The sequence below is a fragment of the Nocardioides sp. Z43_10 genome (genome assembly GCF_059766615.1).
This window is the reverse complement of the sequence record NZ_JCBAJY010000002.1, coordinates 506,264-524,020: the sequence shown is the minus strand read 5'-3', so window position 1 is coordinate 524,020 and position 17,757 is coordinate 506,264. Positions and strand designations below refer to the sequence as shown.

Annotated in this window: 19 protein-coding genes and 1 tRNA gene; 15 read left to right on the top strand and 5 right to left on the bottom strand. The window is 71.4% G+C overall.

Annotation, left to right across the window (positions count from 1 at the left end):
• Positions 1–97 precede the first annotated feature (97 nt).
• Complete coding sequence (locus AC6EI4_RS05785) at positions 98–1,597, top strand: NAD(P)/FAD-dependent oxidoreductase (RefSeq protein ID WP_498450856.1); 1,500 nt, start codon at positions 98–100, stop codon at positions 1,595–1,597.
• A gap of 9 nt (positions 1,598–1,606) precedes the next feature.
• On the opposite strand, the gene AC6EI4_RS05780 is transcribed toward AC6EI4_RS05785, so the two are convergent.
• Positions 1,607–2,272 (bottom strand): PaaI family thioesterase, encoded by a 666-nt coding sequence (locus AC6EI4_RS05780; RefSeq protein WP_498425195.1) that lies wholly within the window; start codon positions 2,270–2,272, stop codon positions 1,607–1,609.
• Positions 2,273–2,422: 150 nt separating this feature from the next.
• On the opposite strand from AC6EI4_RS05780, the gene AC6EI4_RS05775 reads away from it, so the two are divergent.
• The 6 genes from AC6EI4_RS05775 (at position 2,423) to AC6EI4_RS05750 (ending at position 8,304) form a co-directional block, all read left to right on the top strand.
• Positions 2,423–3,799: a hypothetical protein gene (locus AC6EI4_RS05775; RefSeq protein ID WP_498425196.1), complete on the top strand. Its 1,377-nt coding sequence runs from the start codon at positions 2,423–2,425 to the stop codon at positions 3,797–3,799.
• Positions 3,799–4,386 (top strand): hypothetical protein, encoded by a 588-nt coding sequence (locus AC6EI4_RS05770; RefSeq protein ID WP_498425197.1) that lies wholly within the window; start codon positions 3,799–3,801, stop codon positions 4,384–4,386. The genes AC6EI4_RS05775 and AC6EI4_RS05770 overlap by 1 nt, the downstream gene beginning before the upstream one ends.
• 228 nt (positions 4,387–4,614) lie before the next feature.
• On the top strand, positions 4,615–5,865 hold the full coding sequence (locus tag AC6EI4_RS05765; RefSeq protein WP_498450855.1) for a quaternary amine ABC transporter ATP-binding protein: 1,251 nt from the start codon (positions 4,615–4,617) through the stop codon (positions 5,863–5,865).
• The gene (locus AC6EI4_RS05760) at positions 5,865–6,911 is read left to right on the top strand and encodes an ABC transporter permease (RefSeq protein ID WP_498450854.1); all 1,047 of its coding nucleotides are present in this window, start codon (positions 5,865–5,867) and stop codon (positions 6,909–6,911) included. The genes AC6EI4_RS05765 and AC6EI4_RS05760 overlap by 1 nt, the downstream gene beginning before the upstream one ends.
• Positions 6,912–6,980: 69 nt before the next feature.
• Positions 6,981–7,859: a glycine betaine ABC transporter substrate-binding protein gene (locus tag AC6EI4_RS05755; protein WP_498425200.1), complete on the top strand. Its 879-nt coding sequence runs from the start codon at positions 6,981–6,983 to the stop codon at positions 7,857–7,859.
• A 112-nt stretch (positions 7,860–7,971) separates the two neighbouring features.
• Entirely contained in the window at positions 7,972–8,304 is a 333-nt protein-coding gene (locus tag AC6EI4_RS05750) for an STAS domain-containing protein (RefSeq protein WP_498425201.1), read from the top strand.
• Between the two features lie 24 nt (positions 8,305–8,328).
• On the opposite strand, the gene AC6EI4_RS05745 is transcribed toward AC6EI4_RS05750, so the two are convergent.
• Positions 8,329–10,020 (bottom strand): long-chain-fatty-acid--CoA ligase, encoded by a 1,692-nt coding sequence (locus tag AC6EI4_RS05745; protein WP_498450853.1) that lies wholly within the window; start codon positions 10,018–10,020, stop codon positions 8,329–8,331.
• A 277-nt stretch (positions 10,021–10,297) separates the two neighbouring features.
• On the opposite strand from AC6EI4_RS05745, the gene AC6EI4_RS05740 reads away from it, so the two are divergent.
• Both AC6EI4_RS05740 and AC6EI4_RS05735 read left to right on the top strand, forming a co-directional pair.
• Complete coding sequence (locus AC6EI4_RS05740; protein ID WP_498425203.1) at positions 10,298–10,453, top strand: hypothetical protein; 156 nt, start codon at positions 10,298–10,300, stop codon at positions 10,451–10,453.
• Between the two features lie 459 nt (positions 10,454–10,912).
• The gene (locus AC6EI4_RS05735; protein WP_498450852.1) at positions 10,913–11,194 is read left to right on the top strand and encodes a hypothetical protein; all 282 of its coding nucleotides are present in this window, start codon (positions 10,913–10,915) and stop codon (positions 11,192–11,194) included.
• Positions 11,195–11,231: 37 nt separating this feature from the next.
• On the opposite strand, the gene AC6EI4_RS05730 is transcribed toward AC6EI4_RS05735, so the two are convergent.
• Positions 11,232–11,307, bottom strand: a tRNA-Lys gene (locus AC6EI4_RS05730).
• A gap of 307 nt (positions 11,308–11,614) precedes the next feature.
• Here AC6EI4_RS05730 and AC6EI4_RS05725 point away from each other — a divergent pair.
• A complete protein-coding gene (locus tag AC6EI4_RS05725) occupies positions 11,615–12,277 on the top strand; it encodes a DUF6629 family protein (RefSeq protein ID WP_498450851.1) in 663 nt (220 codons plus the stop codon).
• Between the two features lie 398 nt (positions 12,278–12,675).
• Positions 12,676–14,853 carry an acyltransferase family protein gene (locus AC6EI4_RS05720; protein WP_498450850.1) on the top strand — a complete coding sequence of 726 codons (2,178 nt, stop codon included), beginning with the start codon at positions 12,676–12,678 and terminating at the stop codon, positions 14,851–14,853.
• A gap of 27 nt (positions 14,854–14,880) precedes the next feature.
• Here AC6EI4_RS05720 and AC6EI4_RS05715 read toward each other — a convergent pair whose 3' ends face one another.
• The gene (locus tag AC6EI4_RS05715; protein WP_498450849.1) at positions 14,881–15,381 is read right to left on the bottom strand and encodes an FBP domain-containing protein; all 501 of its coding nucleotides are present in this window, start codon (positions 15,379–15,381) and stop codon (positions 14,881–14,883) included.
• A gap of 51 nt (positions 15,382–15,432) precedes the next feature.
• Positions 15,433–16,128, bottom strand: a complete 696-nt coding sequence (locus AC6EI4_RS05710) for a hypothetical protein (protein ID WP_498450848.1) — start codon at positions 16,126–16,128, stop codon at positions 15,433–15,435.
• A 388-nt stretch (positions 16,129–16,516) separates the two neighbouring features.
• Here AC6EI4_RS05710 and cspE point away from each other — a divergent pair, with 388 nt between their 5' ends.
• The 4 genes from cspE to AC6EI4_RS05690 all read left to right on the top strand — a co-directional run bounded on the left by cspE (position 16,517) and on the right by AC6EI4_RS05690 (position 17,745).
• Complete coding sequence (cspE, locus tag AC6EI4_RS05705; protein WP_028636594.1) at positions 16,517–16,720, top strand: transcription antiterminator/RNA stability regulator CspE; 204 nt, start codon at positions 16,517–16,519, stop codon at positions 16,718–16,720.
• A 204-nt stretch (positions 16,721–16,924) separates the two neighbouring features.
• The gene (locus AC6EI4_RS05700; RefSeq protein WP_498425209.1) at positions 16,925–17,089 is read left to right on the top strand and encodes a hypothetical protein; all 165 of its coding nucleotides are present in this window, start codon (positions 16,925–16,927) and stop codon (positions 17,087–17,089) included.
• A 124-nt stretch (positions 17,090–17,213) separates the two neighbouring features.
• Positions 17,214–17,507, top strand: a complete 294-nt coding sequence (locus AC6EI4_RS05695) for a metal-sensitive transcriptional regulator (RefSeq protein ID WP_498425210.1) — start codon at positions 17,214–17,216, stop codon at positions 17,505–17,507.
• A gap of 31 nt (positions 17,508–17,538) precedes the next feature.
• Positions 17,539–17,745, top strand: coding sequence for a heavy-metal-associated domain-containing protein (locus AC6EI4_RS05690; protein ID WP_498425211.1), 207 nt, complete (start codon positions 17,539–17,541; stop codon positions 17,743–17,745).
• Positions 17,746–17,757: the final 12 nt, after the last annotated feature.

Genomic DNA, 17,757 nt, shown 5'->3' with positions numbered 1-17,757 from the left:
CCCCGCCCCGAGTGTGCTGGGAGGTCGCCGAGGGAAGAAGATGGACACGTCCACTGTTCAACCAACACCCCAACTTTAGACGCAGAGAGGTTCTCCTATGTCCACCCAGCAAGTTCCGGCCGCGAAGCACCAAGTGGTGGTGATCGGGTCCGGATTCGGTGGCCTCTTTGGGACGAAGGCGCTCAAGCGAGCCGACGTCGATGTGACGATGGTGGCGAAGACCACCCACCACCTCTTCCAGCCGCTGCTCTACCAGGTCGCGACCGGCATCCTCTCCGAGGGCGAGATCGCACCCCCGACCCGCGAGATCGTGAGCCGGCAGAAGAACGCCCGGGTGCTCCTCGGCGAGGTCACCGACATCGACCTCGAGCAGCGCCTGGTCACCTCGCAGGTACTGGGCCGCGAGACCGTGCTGAGCTACGACTCGCTGATCGTCGCGGCCGGTGCCACGCAGTCCTACTTCGGCAACGACCACTTCTCCGAGTTCGCCCCCGGCATGAAGAGCATCGACGACGCCCTCGAGCTGCGCGGGCGCATCTTCGGGGCCTTCGAGCTGGCCGAGCTGGGCGCCAACCGCGGCGACAACGTCGACCACCTGCTGACCTTCGTCGTGGTCGGCGCGGGGCCCACCGGCGTGGAGATGGCCGGCCAGATCGCGGAGCTCGCCCACCGCACCCTCAAGCGCGACTTCCGCTCCATCAACACCCGCAGCGCCCGGGTGATCCTGATCGACGCCGCGCCGCAGGTGCTGCCGCCGTTCGGGGCGAAGCTGGGCGCCAAGACCAAGCACGAGCTGGAGAAGCTCGGCGTCGAGGTGATGCTCGGCGCGATGGTCACCGACGTCGACGAGCGCGGGCTCGAGGCGAAGTTCAAGGACGGCCGCGTCGAGCGCATCGACGCGGTCACCAAGATCTGGGCCGCCGGCGTCCAGGCGAGCCCGCTGGGCCGCAAGCTCGCCGAGCAGAGCGGCGCCCCGCTCGACCGGGCCGGCCGGATCGGCGTGAACCCCGACCTCACCCTCGCCGGGCACCCCGAGGTCTTCGTGGTCGGCGACATGATCTCCCTCGACAACCTCCCTGGCGTCGCCCAGGTCGCTATCCAGGGCGGCAAGTACGCCGCCAAGGAGATCGACAACCGCCTCTCCGGCAAGGCTCCCCAGGGCCCGTTCCGCTACGCCGACAAGGGCTCGATGGCGATCATCAGCCGCTTCCGGGCGGTGGCGATGGTGGGCAAGCTGCGCCTGACCGGGGTGCTGGCCTGGCTGATGTGGCTGGCCGTGCACCTGGTGTACATCACCGGCTTCAAGAGCCGCTTCACCGCGCTGATGGACTGGGCGGTCTCGTTCATCGGCCGCGGCCGCTCGGAGCGCACCACCACCGAGCAGCAGATCTTCGCGCGCAGCGCCCTGGCCCGGCTCCAGGGCGGCGCCACGTCGCTGGTCTCCGAGCCCGGCGCGTACGACGCGGCGCGCGACGAGGCCGAGCGGCTCAGGCGCGAGGAGCTCGAGGCGCAGGCCGCCGAGCAGGCGCGCCTGACCGACACCGGTGAGCGGGGCACCCCTGCCCAGAGCCGGATGGCGGACAGCAAGCAGGGCTGACCCGGCGGCTCACTCGTACTGCCTGGGCGCCTTGGCCTTCTCCTGGGCCACCAGCTCGCGGGCCCACCGGGGCATGATGAAGAGGCCCTCGGCCTCGACGGTGACGCCCTCGGCGTCGGCGATGTGGCCCTTGACGTAGGTCTTGATGCCCTCGGTGCGGTCGAGCTTCGCCTCGATGTGCAGGTCGCCGAGCGGGGTCCCGCGGCGGTAGCGCACGGACAGGGTGCCGGTCATCCCCGGCGACCCGCCGGCCGCCGCGGCCCCGCCCAGCACCTGGTCGAGGAGCAGCGCGGAGACGCCGCCGTGCACCAGGCCGGGGGGCCCCTCGTAGGCGGCACCGGCCTGGAAGTCCGTCCAGACCCGGCCGTCGTCGTCGGTGTGCAGGTCGAGCGGGATCGCGATCGCGTTGCGCATCCCGATCACCGCGTTGCCGTGGGTGCGCACCGTGCCGTCCTTGGCGACGCGGGCCCCGAACGAGCCGGGGATCTGCTTGGCCCGCAGGCGCGCCACCAGCGCGTCGACCTCACGGCGTACGGCGTCGATCTCGTCGTCGTCGACCTCGGTGCGGATGGTCGCGTCGACGAGCTGGCGCACGCTGTCGGTCAGTGGGGGATAGAGCGCGCGCTCGTGCGCGAGCTCCTCGGGGGTGAGGTTCTCCTCGACGTAGTGGAACATGCGCGAACTCTAGGGGCCGGGGTGCGTGACCTGGGGCACGGGTGGCTCGTTGGGGGCGCGGACGGGAAGGAGACCCCACGCATGGAAACGATCAAGAACCCCCACTCGGGTCAGGCAGCTCGGAGCAGGTCACGTTGGAGGCGCGCCTCGGTGGCCTCGGTGGCCTCCACGGCGGCACTGGGGCTCGTGCTGATGGGGCCCACCTCAGCGATGGCGGCCGGAGACGACGCGGCGCCGCCGCGCGACCCGAGCGGACTGGTGAAGCTCCTCGAGACGCTGACCGCACCGCTCGCACCGGTCCTGGACGGCCTCGCGGACGCCGTTCGAGGACCTGGCGCCACCGCACCGCAGACCACCGCACCCTCCTCCGGCGGCACAGGGTCCCGGACCACCGACGACGGCGACTCGGCCGGCCACGAGAGCCCGGACCCGAGCGGTGACGACCACGCCTCCACGCAGGGCGTCGACGCCGAGCTGGCCGACAACGAGCTCGCCCAGGTCGGCGGCACCGACGCGTCGGTGGGCAACGACAACAGCACCGCGGCCGAGGCCACGGTGCTCGCGCTCGGCGGCCAGACGATCATCGGCGCCGAGGCCGACTCGCGCGGCGCCAAGCAGGCACAGGCGGGCGACCCGCTGGCCCCCATCTGCGACGCCAGCGGCGGCCTCCTGTGCGCGGCCCTTCTCTTCGCGGAGGCCTCCGCCTCCGAGGACGGTCCGGGCTCGCGCGCCTCGAGCAGCATCGGGCTCGCCCGTGCCTGCCTCGGCGGCGACGTGACGCCCGGCGCCGACTGCGACGGTCCGGTGCAGGCCGGGGTCGCGGGCAGCACCAGCGACATCGTCCGCAGCAAGGACGGTCACACGAAGGCCACCGCCTCCACGTCGCTGGCCGACATCTGTCTGCTCCCCGGTGCGGCCGGCGCGGGGTGCGCCCTGGGCCTCGAGGCGCTGAGCACCACCACCACCTCCGACTCGCGGACCGGTAAGAGCACGCGCTTCTCGAAGCTGGTCGGCCTCACTGTGGCCGGCAACGAGGCGCTGACGATCGAGGACCCGATCGGCATCGCGCTGCCCCCCGGCTGCACCAGCCCTGCGCTGCTGTGCGCGTTCCTCAACCAGGGCGAGACCCACGCCGGGGCCGGCACGTCGCGCTCCGCGGTCCAGGAGGCCCTGCACGTGCTGCTGCTCGGCGGCACCGTCGACGCGGTCGTCGGACAGGCCGAGACGAAGGTGCACCGCGGTCCGGTCGACACCGACGGCGGCAACAACGGCGGCGGTGACAACGGCGGCGGCAACAACGGTGGTGGCAACAACAACGGCGGCGGCGGCAACAACGGCGGCGGTGGCGGCGACGACAGCGGTCCCGTCGTCGGCGACCCGCAGGCGGGCGGCTCCATCGACGACGGCGTCCTGCCGAACACCGGCGGGGTCTGGTCCGGGATGCTGAGCCTGGGGCTGCTGGCCCTGGCGCTCGGGTCGTTCCTGGTCGCCTGGAGCCGACGCAGCTCCCTGGCGCACGCCGGCTGATGGGAGTCCTCGACCGGCTTCCGGGCACGGGCGCCCGCGGTGTCGTGGTCGCGTCCCTCGTGGGTGCGTTCGCGCTGGTCGCCGCCGGCGTCCTGGCGTGGCTGACCTGGGGACCGCACGACGACACCGAGCCGGTCGCCGGGACCAGCGAGCCCGCCGCGCTGCGCACCGTGACGGCGCGCGGCGGCGGGATCGAGGTGCCGGTTCCCCGCCGGATGAAGGCCACCCGCCCCGGCGAGGCAGTACGCCTCGTCGGGGCCGGGCGGCGCGTGGTGGTCACGGTCGCACCGGCTGCCGGCGGGAAGCCGCGACAGGTGCACGATCAGGTGCTCTCCCAGATCCGGGCGGTCTACCCCCAGGTGCGTCTGGAGGCCAGCGTGCCCAGCGCGCTGGACGAGCGGCCGGGCCTGCGCTCGATCGGCACGGCCACGCGCGAGGACGGCACCACGCTGGTGCTCACCGTCACCACGGCCGGCTCCGGCAAGCGGGCGTGGGCAGTGACCGTCTTCGCGGCACGCGACGTCCGACCGGCCGAGATCAGCCGGTTTGTGGCCCCCGTTCTGGCGGGGATTCGGTTAGGCGGATGAATCGACACGAAACCCCCGGTGTGTGCCGTTCGCATACGAATTCGTTAGGTTGGCTCCGCGGCTGATCCCGAAGACTCGGCTCCGGGAGCGACCAGTCCGTGTGGTGCCATGCACGATCGGGGCCTCTCCGCGCCTCGCCGCGGGGACCACGGAGGTCGAACCAGTCGCCCCAGCGGTGCCGACAGACGGGTCGGCATCCCCGCTCCTGGAGCCTGTGACCACGTGCCGATGATCGAAGCCCATGACGTCTACAAGGTCTTCGGGCGTCGGCCCGAGCGAGCCGTCGAGCGCCTGCGCTCCGGCGCCACCCGCGAGGAGCTGCGCGAGCAGGGGCTGACCGCCGCCGTCATCGACGCCACGTTCGACGTGGCTCCCGGTGAGATCTTCGTGGTGATGGGGCTCTCCGGGTCCGGGAAGTCCACGCTGATCCGGATGGCCAACGGGCTGCTGCTGCCCACGGCCGGCAGCTTCCGGGTGGGCGGCCAGGAGCTGTCCACGATGGACGCCCGGCACCTGCGCCGGGTGCGGCGCGAGAAGGTCAGCATGGTCTTCCAGCACTTCGCGCTGCTGCCGCACCGCACGGTGGGGGAGAACGCGGCCTACGGGCTCAAGGTGCAAGGCGTGAACCGGGCCGAGCGGGAGCGGCGCGCCGAGGAGGCACTGGCCCTGGTCGGCCTCGGCGGTTGGGGCGCCTCGATGCCCGGCGAGCTCTCCGGCGGGATGCGTCAGCGCGTCGGCCTGGCGCGGGCGCTGGCCGCCGGCACCGACATCATGCTGATGGACGAGGCCTTCAGCGCACTCGACCCGCTGATCCGCCGGGAGATGCAGGACCAGCTGGTGGAGCTGCAGCACCGCCTGGACAAGACGATTCTGTTCATCACCCACGACCTCAACGAGGCGATGCGGCTGGGCGACCGGATCGCGATGATGCGCGACGGCCGGATCGTGCAGATCGGCACCGCCGAGGAGATCCTCAACGATCCCGCCAACGACTACGTCGCCCAGTTCGTCCAGGACGTCGACCGGACCCGGGTGCTCACCGCCTCCTCGGTGATGGAGCCCCCGGTGGCCGTCCTCGGCGCCGACCAGGGCCCGCGTGCCGCGCACAAGCTGATGCGCGAGCACCAGACCCCCTCGCTGATGGTCGTCGACCGGGAGCACCGCCTGCGCGGCGTGGTGGTGGAGGAGGACGCCGCCCGCGCCGTGGAGGCGAACCGAGACCTCGCGGCCGTGCTGCGCCCGGCGGTCACCGTCGGGCCCGACGTCGCCGTCGCCGACCTGTTCGCGGCGTCGGCCGACAGCCCCGTGGCACTCGCCGTGGTCGACGAGACGGGCCGGCTCCTGGGCGTGATCCCCCGGGTCACGCTGCTGAGCGCGCTGGGCGCCATCGGCGGCGCCGACAGTGCCGGTACGACGGGCGGGGCGCAGGTCGCGCTCGCCGGGACGGCTGCGACGCCGACGATCGAGGAGAGCAAGTGATGGGCGCGGCACCGTTCCTTCCCGCGGAGCAGACGAGCAACCTGCGGGCCGAGACCGTCGAGGCCGGGATCCCGCGGATCAACGTGGGGGACTGGATCGAGAGCGGCTTCGACTGGGTCCGCGAGCACCTCGGTGACTTCTTCGACTCCGTCGCCACCCTGATCGAGGACAGCGTGGACGGGCTGGGCGCGCTGCTCCAGTCGCCCTCGGCGCTGCTGCTCGCGGTGCTGCTGGCGGCGCTGGCCTGGCTGGTGCGCGACTGGAAGCTGGGGCTCACCTCGCTGATCGGGCTCACCCTGATCATCGCGATGGACCAGTGGGACAACGCGATGGAGACGCTGGCGCTGGTGCTGCTGGCCACCGCCGCCGCCCTGCTGATCGGCATCCCGACCGGGGTGGCCGCGGCGCGGTGGGACCGGGTCAGCCGCGTGGTGCGGCCGGTGATGGACCTGATGCAGACGATGCCGGGCATGGTGTGGCTGGTGCCGGCGGTCTCGCTGTTCAGCATCGGGACCGCGCCCGGTCTGGTGACGACGCTGATCTTCGCGCTCCCGCCCGCCGTACGTCTCACCGAGCTCGGCATCCGGCAGGTGGACGCCGAGGTGGTCGAGGCCGGGCATGCCTTCGGGGCCACACCGCGCGAGATCATGCGCGGGATCCAGCTGCCGCTGGCGCTGCCGACGGTGATGGCCGGGGTCAACCAGGTGATCATGCTCGCGCTGTCGATGGCCGTCATCGCCGGCCTGGTCGGGGCCGGCGGGCTCGGCGGCGTCGTGGTCAGCTCGATCGCCAGCCTCCAGATCGGTCTCGGCTTCGAGGCGGGGCTGTCCGTGGTGGCGCTGGCGATCTACCTCGACCGGCTCACCGCCTCGGTGGGCGCCGGTGGACCCGGCCCCTGGCGCCGACTGCTGTCGGTGCGCCGGGTGCGCCGTCCCGGCCGCGAGGCGGGCGCCGACGTGCCCGCTGCCGCTGCGCCCGCCCCCGAGGCGGTCACCACCCCCCAGACTGCGGCGTCGGGGGACGACGCCGCCGCGGCGACCCGGTGACGGGTCGTTGTCAGGAATGACGAGAGGACACGACGAATGACGCGTATGAAGGCATCCAGAGCAGTCGGCATGGCAGCGGGACTGCTGGCCCTCGCCACCACCACGGTGGCGTGCGGCTCGGACGAGAAGGAGAGCGGCGGCTCCGGCGGCTCCGGCGGCGAGACCGTGACGCTGGGCATCATTCCCTCGTGGACCGACGGGCTCAGCACCGCCCACCTGTGGAAGCACGTCCTGGAGGAGGAGGGCTACGAGGTCGAGATCGAGGAGATCTCCGAGGCCGCGCTGCTCTACACCGGGGTGGCCCGCGGTGACATCGACGTCTACCCCTCCGCCTGGCCCCAGGTCACGCACGCGGAGTACATGAAGGAGTACGGCGACGACCTGGAGGACCTGGGCGCCTGGTACGAGGGCGCCAAGCTCACCTTCGCCGTACCGGAGTCGAGTGACCTCACCTCGATCGCCGACCTCAAGGGCAAGGCCGGCGACTACGACGGCAAGATCATCGGCATCGAGCCGGGCGCCGGCCTCACCAAGGTCACCAAGGAGGAGGTCATGCCCACCTACGGCCTCGACGAGGAGTACGAGCTCGTCGAGTCCTCCACGACCGCCATGCTGACCCAGCTGAAGAAGGCGACGGAGAACGACGAGGACATCGTCGTCACGCTCTGGAAGCCGTTCTGGGCGAACTCCGAGTTCCCGGTCAAGGACCTCGAGGACCCCGAGGGCGCGCTGGGTGACGCCGAGACGCTGAACGCGATCGCGACCGCCGGTTTCGGCGAGGAGTTCCCCGAGGTCGCGGAGATGATGGGCAAGCTGAGCCTGGACGACGAGCAGTACGGCTCCCTGGAGAACCTCGTCGTCAACGAGTACGGCGAGGGCAAGGAGGACGAGGCGATCGAGGCCTGGCTCAAGGAGAACCCCGAGTTCCTGGACACCCTGACGGGCTGACCCGATGGTGCCGGTGCGATGACCCGAACGGGCCATCGCACCGGCTGCGACCGTGGCGTACGGTGAGCGCTCGGATCATGCAGCGGTCCGGTGCTCCGACCTAGGGATCCGTATGAGCGTCATCATCTGTCACGAGGCCACGACCCCTCGGGTCACCCTCTCGGTGGACGGCCCCGGTGACCTGGACCTCGCCGCCGCGGTCGACCTGCACTGCGCGGTGCTGCGCCTGTCCCGCGAGACGGTCCGCGAGATCGTCTTCGAGGTCGATCCGGACGCGTTCATGGACTGCTCGGTCCTGCACGTCGTGGACGGCGCCGATCGGCGCTGGCGGGCGGTCGGCGGGTCGGCGCACTTCGGCGCGCTCGGTCCCCGCGGCGAGCGTCTGCTCGCGCTGACGGGGCTCGAGCGGCTCGGTGTCTCGCCCGGCCCTCGCTCCGCAGCCTGAGGGCCGGCGCGCACGCCGAGGCGCTCAGCCGGTGGCGACCATTGCGCCGACCTGGGCGGCCACCTCGCGTCGCAGGACCTTGCCCATCTGGTTGGTCGGCAGTTCCTCGACCGTCACGAACCGCCGCGGCACCTTGTAGCCGGTGAGTTCGCGGTGGGCGTAGGCGCGCAGCTCCTCGGCGTCGATCTCGCGGCCCTCGGCGGCGACGATCGCGGCCACGACCTGCTCGCTGCCGTCCTCGTGGGGCAGCCCCACGACCGCGACGTCGGCGACCGAGTCGTGGTGGCGCAGCACCGCCTCGACCTCGCTGGGGTAGACGTTGAAGCCGCCGGTGATGATCACCTCCTTGATCCGGTCGACCACGGTGATGAAGCCGTCGGGGGCGACCGTGACCACGTCGCCGGTGCGGAACCAGCCGTCGTGGAAGGCCAGCGCCGTCTCCTCGGGCAGGCCGCGGTAGCCGTCGAAGACCTGGGGTCCCTTGACCTGCAGCTCGCCCCGCTCGCCGGGTGCCGCCTCCCGGGTCGGGTCCTCGGGGTCGGCGAGCCGGATGCGTACGTCGGGGAACGGCACGCCGATCGAGCCCGGACGGCGGTCGGTGGTCATCGGGTTGCCGACCACCACCGGCGAGGTCTCGGTCAGCCCGTAGCCCTCCACCAGCAGTCCGCCGGTGGCGGCCTCCCAGCGCTCCACCAGCGCAGCCGGCAGCGGCATCGCCCCGGACAGCGAGTAGCGCACGCCGCGGATGGAGATGCCGCGCTCCTCGGCCGCGTCGACGATGCGGTGGTACAGCGGCGGGACCGCGGGGATGAACGTCGGGACCTCGCGCTTGATGGCGTCCATCATCAGGCCGAGCTCGGGCTTGGGCAGCAGCACCAGCTTGGCGCCCAGGCTGATCCCGAACAGCACGCTGATCGTGATGCCGTAGGCGTGGAACATCGGCAGCGCCACCAGGAACGACTCGCGCCCGGGCTCCAGGCCGGGCACCCAGGCGCGTCCCTGGGTGCAGTTCGCGACGAGGTTGCGGTGGCGCAGCGGGACGCCCTTGGGCTGGCCGGTGGTGCCGGAGGTGTAGAGCAGCAGGGCGACGTCGTCCGCGACGGGGCGGGGGTGGGCGTCCTCCAGCGCCGGCGCCGACTCCAGCGCGGCGAACGACATCGCTTCGGGAGCCGGGGAGGTGAGCTGCTCGCGGGAGGCGCGGGCCTTGGCGATGGGCAGGCGCAGCGCCAGCCGCTTGGCCAGCGGGAGCTCGGCGGTGAGGTCGACCGCGACGATGTGCTCCACCGCGTCGGTGTCGCGCAGCTCCTCGATCACCGGGACGACCTTGTCCCACACGATCGCGACCTTGGCGCCGTGGTCGGCGAAGGCGGGGCGCAGCTCGGCCGCGGTGTAGAGCGGGTTGTGCTCGACGACGACCGCGCCGAGGCGCAGGACGGCGTGGAACGCGATGACGTTCTGGGGGCAGTTGGGCATCACCAGGGCCACGCTGTCGCCGGCCTGCACGCCGAGGCGCCGCAGCCCCTCGGCCACGCGCCGTACCCGCTCGCCGGCACGGGCGTACGTCGTGGTGCGGCCGAGGAAGTCGAAGGCGGGGCGGTCACCGTGCGCGGCCACGGAGCGCTCGAACTGGTCGAGCACGGTCGTGTCGCCGTAGTGCAGGTGAGCAGGGACCCCCGGGCCGTAGGCGCTGATCCAGGTGGGTTCTGCGAGCGTCATGAATCTCCTCGGGACGTACCTACGGAAGCGTAGGTAGTAGCGAATCTACCGCGCCGGCCGGGGCTGGTCTCAGCCGTTCGGGCGGGTCCGTGGGCAGTGTGTCCGACGCCTCACTGGATTGGGTGTCCCGGAGGGGTTTGAGGGTCAAGTTGGGTGTTGCGAGAGCCGTAGGATTCTTCATGCCGCCGCAGTCGTCATGGCCCACCCGGCATCCCCCTCCCGACCCTTTTGACCGCAAAGAGAACAGCCTGTGTACGCCTCGGTGGCCCTGCCCGTCATGCCTCTCCTCGCCCTGATCGTCGTGGCGCTCGCCGTCCTCGTCGTTCCCCTGGTGATCCGCTTCGTCGTCTGGCTGGCCGCCGGTGAGGACACCGCCTCGCTGATGTACGCCCAGCGGTTCGAGGACGACTCGGCGCGACTGAGCCGGGTCTGAGCGCCGCAACTTCTCCCTCCGTGGCGCGGTGAAGCCGCATACTTCACCGGTGAGGACCCGTGCACGGCGTCGACGCCCCCCGCGTACTGCCGCGGTCGCGTCGCTCGCCGCGGCGCTCGTGCTGGCCGCGGGTGCTTACGTGGTCGGCCAACTCACCGAGGATGAGGCCGCCGGGGATCCGGCCGTGCCCACCACCTTCTCGGCGTACGCGGCGCAGGTCATCGATTCGACCCCCGGGGCCTTCACGTCCGGCCAGGTGGTCGTCGTCCCCGGCGCGGCGAGCAGCCCGGGCCCGACCAGGCCGGATCGCTGGTCGCGGACCGGGGACAAGCGCTGCTGGCCTGCACCCAGTGGCCCCGGACCCGGGGCTGCACCGTCTCGGTCGGACACCTCGAGGACGGCGGCTTCGTCTACGACTTCGGTGTCGGCACGGACCGCTTCCAGGCGCCCGGCGCCGAGATGGAGGTGTTCCTGATCCCCAGCCACACCCCCACCGGACCGGAGACCCTGGTCCTGGCCGGCGGCGCGACCCCCGCCACGTCTGCCGTCGTGGTCCTGAGCGACGGGACGGAGGTGCCGGCCACCGTCACCCGGGCCGTCGGCAGGCCGACCGGGGCGGTCTACTTCGCGCGCACCGCCGGCACGCCGGTGCGCGTGGTCGCCCTCGGCGCGAACGGGCGGGTGCTCGAGGACCACGCGATCCGGCCCTGCCCGCCTGGGGACAGCTGCGAGGTGCAGTGACCTGACTGCCGCGGCGCCGCAGCGCTGCGGTGGGTGCTGGTAGGCCCCGTGGGACTCGAACCCACAACCAACGGATTAAAAGTCCGCTGCTCTAACCATTGAGCTAGAGGCCCGGGGGGGTCTGGGGTTCAGTCCGGAGAAACATCTGGACAATCACGATGTAGTTTCCAGCGTCGCCCGCGCACCCGCCGCCACAGAGTATCGGCCCTGTCGAACGGGCCCCGACAGGACCTGGGACTGCTGCGCCACTCAGGAGCGCTCCTGACCGAGGCCCAGACGCGTGTCCCGACGTGCACGGCGCGTCGAACCGGCCTGACGCGCCGAGCCGGACAGACGAGCAGGGCGATCCAGGCGCGCGTTTCCGGCCTGCCCAGAGGTTTTCTCCGTCGGAAGGGGTACCGCTCGAGCGTGTGCTTCTCGATGAGTGCCGATCTGACCGCCGGGGTGGCCCTGCTCCCCGTCGCGGCGATCTGCCTGCGCGAGGTGCGCACGGCCCGGGAGCTGCCGTTCGCGTCGCTGCCCCTGCTCTTCGCGCTCCACCAGCTGACCGAGGCCCTCGTCTGGCACGGCGCGTCCGACTACGTCTCGGAAGGTGTCCAGCACGCCGCCGCGATGATCTACGTCCTCTTCGCCTTCCCGGTCCTCCCGATCCTGGTGCCGCTCGCGGTGCTGCTGCTCGAGCCTCAGGGACGGCGCCGGCGGGTGGCGCCGTTCGTGGGCCTCGGCGCGGTGGTCGCGGCGTACCTGCTCTGGGCGGTCCTCAACGGCCCGGTCCTCGTCCGGGAGGAGCCGCACGCACTGATCTACGACGTCAATCTGACGTACGGGGTGATGTGGGCCGTGCTCTACATCGTGGCGGTGATCGGCCCGTCGGTGCTGTCGGGCTACCCCTCGATCGTCGTCTTCGGACTGCTCAACCTGGTCGGGCTCACGGTCGTCGCCATCGTCTACGTCCAGGCCTTCGCGTCGCTGTGGTGCGTCTACGCGGCACTGACCTCCGTACTGGTCACCGTGCACATGGTGCTGCGCCGCCGGCTGCCGGACCTCCACCGCCTCGAGGGTCAGGGACTGGCGCGCGCCTGAGGCGGTGGGGATCGCAACCCACGGGTAACTGGAGATTCCCCTTCACCTGGTGCGTGCGATCCTCCAGTTACCTGCGGGTAGGCGGGCCGGTGTGTGACGCCGGGCCCGGGTCACGGGTGCGAGAAGGAGCCGATTGGGCGGTCCCTCGACCGCCCAACCGGGTAGTCCCTGCCGATGTGGTCGTGCCACTGTTTACGGATCACGGTCGCCACACAGGATCGGAACCTGCCGTAGCCCGTCCGCCCCAGGGACGAGGCGAGACCGCGATCATAGATCCCGCCGTCGAAGCCCATGGGCGATGAGCGGACGCGCCGAGGCGTGGATCGCGTGCGCTGGCGGCACCGCGTACGGCGTAAGGTCAGCGGCGCTGCGGGCGGGTATCACGGGGGACTGGGTATATGAGGACGTCACTGACTGCTCCGGTTCCCGGCGTACCCGCGCAGCGTGCCGAGCAGGTCGGGCGCAAGCGCCTCGACATCCAGGGCCTGCGCGCCATCGCGGTGATGGCGGTGGTGATCGACCACGTGGGCGTCTTCCCGCTGCCGGGCGGGTTCGTCGGGGTCGACGTCTTCTTCGTGATCTCGGGCTTCCTGATCACCGGCCACCTGGTCCGCGGCCTGGCCCGCGATGGGCGCGTCGGGTTCGCCGAGTTCTACGCCAACCGGATCAGGCGCCTGATGCCGGCCGCCACGGTGGTGCTGCTCTTCTCCGCCGTCGCCACAGTGCTGTTCCTGCCCTCGACCCGGTGGCGTGACATCTCCTGGGACATCGTCGGCTCGGCGTTCTACGTCGAGAACTGGGTCCTGGCCGGCAGGTCGGTCGACTACATGACCCAGGACGTGCTGCCGAGCCCGCTGCAGCACTTCTGGTCGCTGGCCGTGGAGGAGCAGTTCTACATCCTCTGGCCGCTGGTGATCGCGCTCGTGGGGGCGGCGCTCACGCTCGGAGCCCGTGCGGGCCACGGCCGCCGCGTGTACGACGAGCACCCGCGCCGGGTCCAGCTCGCGCTCCTGGTCGGGCTGGCCGTCATCGCCATCCCCTCCCTGGCCTGGTCGGTGCACGCCACCGGCACCGAGCCTGCGCGGGCCTACTTCGTGACCTCCACCCGGTTGTGGGAGCTGGCCGTCGGCGGGTTCGTGGCGATCCTCGCGGTCCACTTCCGCCGCATCCCCGAGGCCGTGGCCGGCGCCGTGATGTGGGCCGGGCTGGCGGGGATCCTCGCCTCGCTGGTCGTCATCGGGCCCGAGACGCCGTTCCCCGGCACCGCCGCGCTGCTGCCCACCCTGTCGACGGCCGCCGTGATCATCGGCGGGTTCCGGGCCGGTCGGGCGGGTCCGGGCGCGCTGCTGAGCCTGTCCCCGGTCCAGCGCGTCGGGGACTGGTCCTACTCCATCTATCTCTGGCACTGGCCGCTGATCATCATCGCGACGGCGCAGCTCAGCGAGATCACGGTGCCGGTCGCGCTGGCGCTGATCGGCCTCTCGCTGCTGGTCGGCTACGCCTCCTTCCGGTGGGTCGAGACCCCCACCAGGAGTCATCGGAGCTGGATGGCCAGCGCGACCGCGATGAAGATGGGTGCCGCGATGATCGCGGTCTCCGCGCTCGCCGGCCTGCTCGTCGTGGGGCTGCCCGCCCGGATGGCCGAGGGAGACGCGGTCGAGGCGCAGCGCCGGGCCATGGAGCAGATCGAGGCCGCGGTGTCCGGGGACCCCGACGCCGAGCGGCTGGGCGCCACCGCTCTGCCCGACGAGCCCGAGGGTGCCCAGGAGGGAGCGCCGCGGGATTCGTTCCCGGTGCTCGTCCCGGACCCCGACTACGCCAAGCGCGACTTCGTGAAGTGCGTCTCCACCCGGATGGGCGACCCCAGTGTCACCTCGTGCCCGTTCCCGACCCCCGGCGCGACGGTCGACATCGCGCTGGTCGGCGACTCGCACGCGGCTCAATGGCTGGACGCCCTGCGTCCGCTCGCCGAGAAGCACGGCTGGAATGTGACGGCGTACATCCACAACATGTGCCCGTTCGCCGCCGGGGAGCTCCTCCGCGGTGGGAAGCGGTATGCGGACTGCATCGAGTGGAACGAGGCCGTGACCGCGAAGCTGCTCGAGCAGGACCTGGCCGCGGTGATCACCTCCAACTTCACCAACAGCGCCGCGGTGGCCGGGGGTGTGGAGGAGATGGCTGCCGCCCACGCCGCCGCCTGGGCGCCGTTCACCGAGCGCAACATCCCTGTGGCCGTGATCCGGGACAGCCCCCGTCCCCGGCCCATCCACGTGGCGGAGTGCGCCGCGATGCACGAGGACTCACTGAGGCAGTGCGCGTTCCCCCGGCAGCGGGGCGCGGAGAAGCAGGGCGTGGCGCAGATGCTCGCTGCCCGGGACACGGAGGGCGTCACCGCCATCGACCTCAACGACGCGATCTGCCCCACCCCGTGGTGTGCCGCAGCCATCGGCGGGGTGCTGGTCTACCGCGACACCAACCACCTCAGCGGGACCTACGTCCGCACCCTGCAGCCCAGGCTCGAGGAGGCTCTCCTCGCGATCGGCTCGCTCGCGCCGGCAGCCACGCCGACCGGCTGAGCGCGGCTGCCTCGGTGGCCGGGCCGGCTACCCGCGGGGCGCGACCACTCGACGCAGGAAGTCGGCGAGGTTCCCGCGCAGCCGCTCCACCTTCTGCTCGGGGCTGATCGTCTCGACCGGCTGCGCCCGATCGGGACGCTTGAGGCCGCGGGCGTAGAGCGAGCAGGCCAGGTCCGCGCACAGGTAGGTGCCCACCGTGTTGCCCTTACGCCCGGCCGCACCCGGCAGCGGCGCGACCATCAGGGCCATGTCGGTGGTCGAGTGGGTGGTCAGGCAGAAGGCGCACATGTTCTTGCGCCCCGCCCGACCGCCGCCGCTGCCCACCCGCAGCACGAGCCCCACGGTGTCCTCGAGGTACGGGGCGACCAGGTACGCCGAGCCGGGTGCGCGGGGGTCGCGCCAGCCGAGGAAGTCGAGGTCGTCCCAGCGGGTCGTCTCCAGATCCCGGGGCAGGGCCAGGCGCGAGGCCTCGCCCTTGGAGCAGTTCACGAACGAGTGGCGTAGCTGGTCGGCGGTCAGTGCTTCCACGGCGCTCAGCCTGACATGCGCGCTCGGCTACCCGCCACCGACGGCTCGGGCCTAGGCCCGACGCTCCTCCACCAAGGTCCGGGCCAGGGCGACCTCGTCGATCCCGGCCAGCGCCGCGGCCTGCAGCAACCTGTCGCGGGCCGTCTTGAGGTCGACGCCCTGGGCGGCCGAGATGATGCCGGTGGCCCGATCGATCCACCCCTGCTCACGCAGCCGGCCGGGAGCCCGAGCCGCCTCCAGGCGGGTCCCGAACGGCAGATCCGCGTTGGTGACCGCCCCGGGGGCCCAGGCGCCCAGGGCGTCGGCCAGCGCCTGGGTGCGGTCGAGGAAGGCGTCGTCGGAGGCGCCGTACAGGCTGACGCCGCCGGTCACCACGCCGTTCCTGCGCAGCGGCATGGACAGGGTGCTCGCCACCCCGACGGCGGCGCTCGCCTGGGCGAAGAGGCGCCAGCTTCCCTCGTCCATCAGGCTCGAGCTGTCGCCCTGCGCGGTCTCGCCGTGCTCGATCGCGCGGAGGCCGGGCTCGTCGGTGACGTCCTGGTCGCCGGCGAGGGCAGCGAGCTCCTGGTCGGTGGCGACGAGGGTGAAGGTCAGGCCGTGCTGGAGGTAGCTCAGGCTGAGCCCGATGCAGAACGGAGCGAGCCGGCGCACCTGCGCCGCCGTCGCCCGCAGCCGGGACAGCAGGTCCTCGGCTCCCGCCTGCTCCAGGTCGCGGACCACCGCGCTCGTCTCGGGAATGGGTTCCATCGGGTCCCTTCCTCTGCCGTTCGCGCGTGTCGCAGCGTCCCGGTGCCCAGGTTCGGCGCAGCCATGCCGCGCGCGGTGGGGAGATCCGAGACCCTGGTCACGCTTGCGGTCGCCTTCGGGCGCGTCGCGGCACGCGGCTGTCGCAGAACGTTCATCATATTTGGCCAAAAATCCTTGACCTGGATGGTTTGTGGAGGGCCGGTCCTTGGTACTGTCAGTCCTGCAACAGGTGCAAGTTCCAGAACGGCTGACGCCCGCGGAGTTTGTGATCCAACGGCGTTTCTGCTTCGTGGGCCTCAACAACTCACGTAGTCGGAGCGACGTGTCACCGCATCTTTTGTGGGTCTTCGAAGTGAAGGCTCTCGCCCCGACTAAGGAGTATTGAGCAATGGCTCAGGGCACCGTGAAGTGGTTCAACGCCGAAAAGGGTTTCGGCTTCATCGCGCAGGAGGACGGCGGCGACGACGTCTTCGTGCACTACTCGGCGATTCAGTCGCAGGGCTACAAGTCCCTCGACGAGAACCAGAAGGTCGAGTTCGACGTCACGCAGGGCCCCAAGGGTCCCCAGGCGGAGAACGTTCGCGCCATCTGATTGCGGATCGCGCCGGACAGCACCTGTCCGACGACTGACGACGAGGCCTCACCTTCGGGTGGGGCCTCGTTGCCGTTCCGGGCGCCCGCGTCCCCTGTTCGGGGCAAAATCGCGGGTGTCTGGTTTCGTGCGCGCGCGGCGGGGGCATCGTTGTTCCGACGGGGGGCGTCCTCCCTTTTTGACCCTGCCCCCAAGGAGCCTCGCGTGCACGACCAGTTCGACGTCACGCTCGAAGACGGCGTCCTGCTCGGTGAGGTGGAGTTGACCACCAACCTGATCATCGCGGCGAGTGAGGCCGACGGCCCTCTCACGCCCGAGGCGATCGACGACATCCTGGGTGTCGCCCCCGAGCCCGACCCGCCCAGCTGACCCTCCGACGTACCCGACCGACCCGGCAGCAGTGCTCAGGCACCCCTGTCGGGTTGCCTGCATTTCGGGCCTCTCCGGGCTGCCCTCCACGTCGATATTTACCCTAGGGGGGTATGGTATTCACATGGCCGATCACCAGCACGGGTACGTCCCCAACAAGGACGACCACCTCAAGCGACTGCGCCGGATCGAGGGCCAGGCCCGCGGCATCCAGCGGATGGTCGAGGAGGAGAAGTACTGCATCGACATCCTCACCCAGATCTCCGCGATGACCCGAGCCCTGCACGCGGTCTCGATCAGCCTGCTCGAGGAGCACATGAACCACTGCGTCGTCGACGCGGCCCGTGCCGGAGACCGCGAGGCGCAGGAGAAGGTCAAGGAGGCCGTCGATGCCATCGCCCGGCTCGTCCGGTCCTGACGCCCGCCCCACCCACCACGAGGAGATCCCGATGAGCCAGTCCAGCACCTACACCGTCACCGGCATGACCTGCGGCCACTGCGTCGCCTCCGTCACCGAGGAGGTCCAGGAGATCCCCGGCGTCGAGTCGGTCGAGGTCGTCCTGGAGAGCGGACAGCTCACGGTCGTCAGCCAGGAGCCGGTCGAGCGCAGCGCCGTGGCGACTGCGGTCGAAGAGGCCGGCTACGCGCTCGCATGAGCGCCTCGCCCC

What these genes read in the sequence shown, in the direction of transcription:
- AC6EI4_RS05785 (WP_498450856.1), top strand. Translation starts at nt 98, where the DNA reads ATGTCCACCCAGCAAGTTCCGGCCGCGAAGCACCAAGTGGTGGTGATC.
- AC6EI4_RS05780 (WP_498425195.1), bottom strand. Translation starts at nt 2,272, where the DNA reads ATGTTCCACTACGTCGAGGAGAACCTCACCCCCGAGGAGCTCGCGCAC.
- AC6EI4_RS05770 (WP_498425197.1), top strand. Translation starts at nt 3,799, where the DNA reads ATGGGAGTCCTCGACCGGCTTCCGGGCACGGGCGCCCGCGGTGTCGTG.
- AC6EI4_RS05765 (WP_498450855.1), top strand. Translation starts at nt 4,615, where the DNA reads ATGATCGAAGCCCATGACGTCTACAAGGTCTTCGGGCGTCGGCCCGAG.
- AC6EI4_RS05760 (WP_498450854.1), top strand. Translation starts at nt 5,865, where the DNA reads ATGGGCGCGGCACCGTTCCTTCCCGCGGAGCAGACGAGCAACCTGCGG.
- AC6EI4_RS05755 (WP_498425200.1), top strand. Translation starts at nt 6,981, where the DNA reads ATGGCAGCGGGACTGCTGGCCCTCGCCACCACCACGGTGGCGTGCGGC.
- AC6EI4_RS05750 (WP_498425201.1), top strand. Translation starts at nt 7,972, where the DNA reads ATGAGCGTCATCATCTGTCACGAGGCCACGACCCCTCGGGTCACCCTC.
- AC6EI4_RS05745 (WP_498450853.1), bottom strand. Translation starts at nt 10,020, where the DNA reads ATGACGCTCGCAGAACCCACCTGGATCAGCGCCTACGGCCCGGGGGTC.
- AC6EI4_RS05740 (WP_498425203.1), top strand. Translation starts at nt 10,298, where the DNA reads ATGCCTCTCCTCGCCCTGATCGTCGTGGCGCTCGCCGTCCTCGTCGTT.
- AC6EI4_RS05735 (WP_498450852.1), top strand. Translation starts at nt 10,913, where the DNA reads ATGGAGGTGTTCCTGATCCCCAGCCACACCCCCACCGGACCGGAGACC.
- AC6EI4_RS05725 (WP_498450851.1), top strand. Translation starts at nt 11,615, where the DNA reads ATGAGTGCCGATCTGACCGCCGGGGTGGCCCTGCTCCCCGTCGCGGCG.
- AC6EI4_RS05720 (WP_498450850.1), top strand. Translation starts at nt 12,676, where the DNA reads ATGAGGACGTCACTGACTGCTCCGGTTCCCGGCGTACCCGCGCAGCGT.
- AC6EI4_RS05710 (WP_498450848.1), bottom strand. Translation starts at nt 16,128, where the DNA reads ATGGAACCCATTCCCGAGACGAGCGCGGTGGTCCGCGACCTGGAGCAG.
- cspE (WP_028636594.1), top strand. Translation starts at nt 16,517, where the DNA reads ATGGCTCAGGGCACCGTGAAGTGGTTCAACGCCGAAAAGGGTTTCGGC.
- AC6EI4_RS05695 (WP_498425210.1), top strand. Translation starts at nt 17,214, where the DNA reads ATGGCCGATCACCAGCACGGGTACGTCCCCAACAAGGACGACCACCTC.
- AC6EI4_RS05690 (WP_498425211.1), top strand. Translation starts at nt 17,539, where the DNA reads ATGAGCCAGTCCAGCACCTACACCGTCACCGGCATGACCTGCGGCCAC.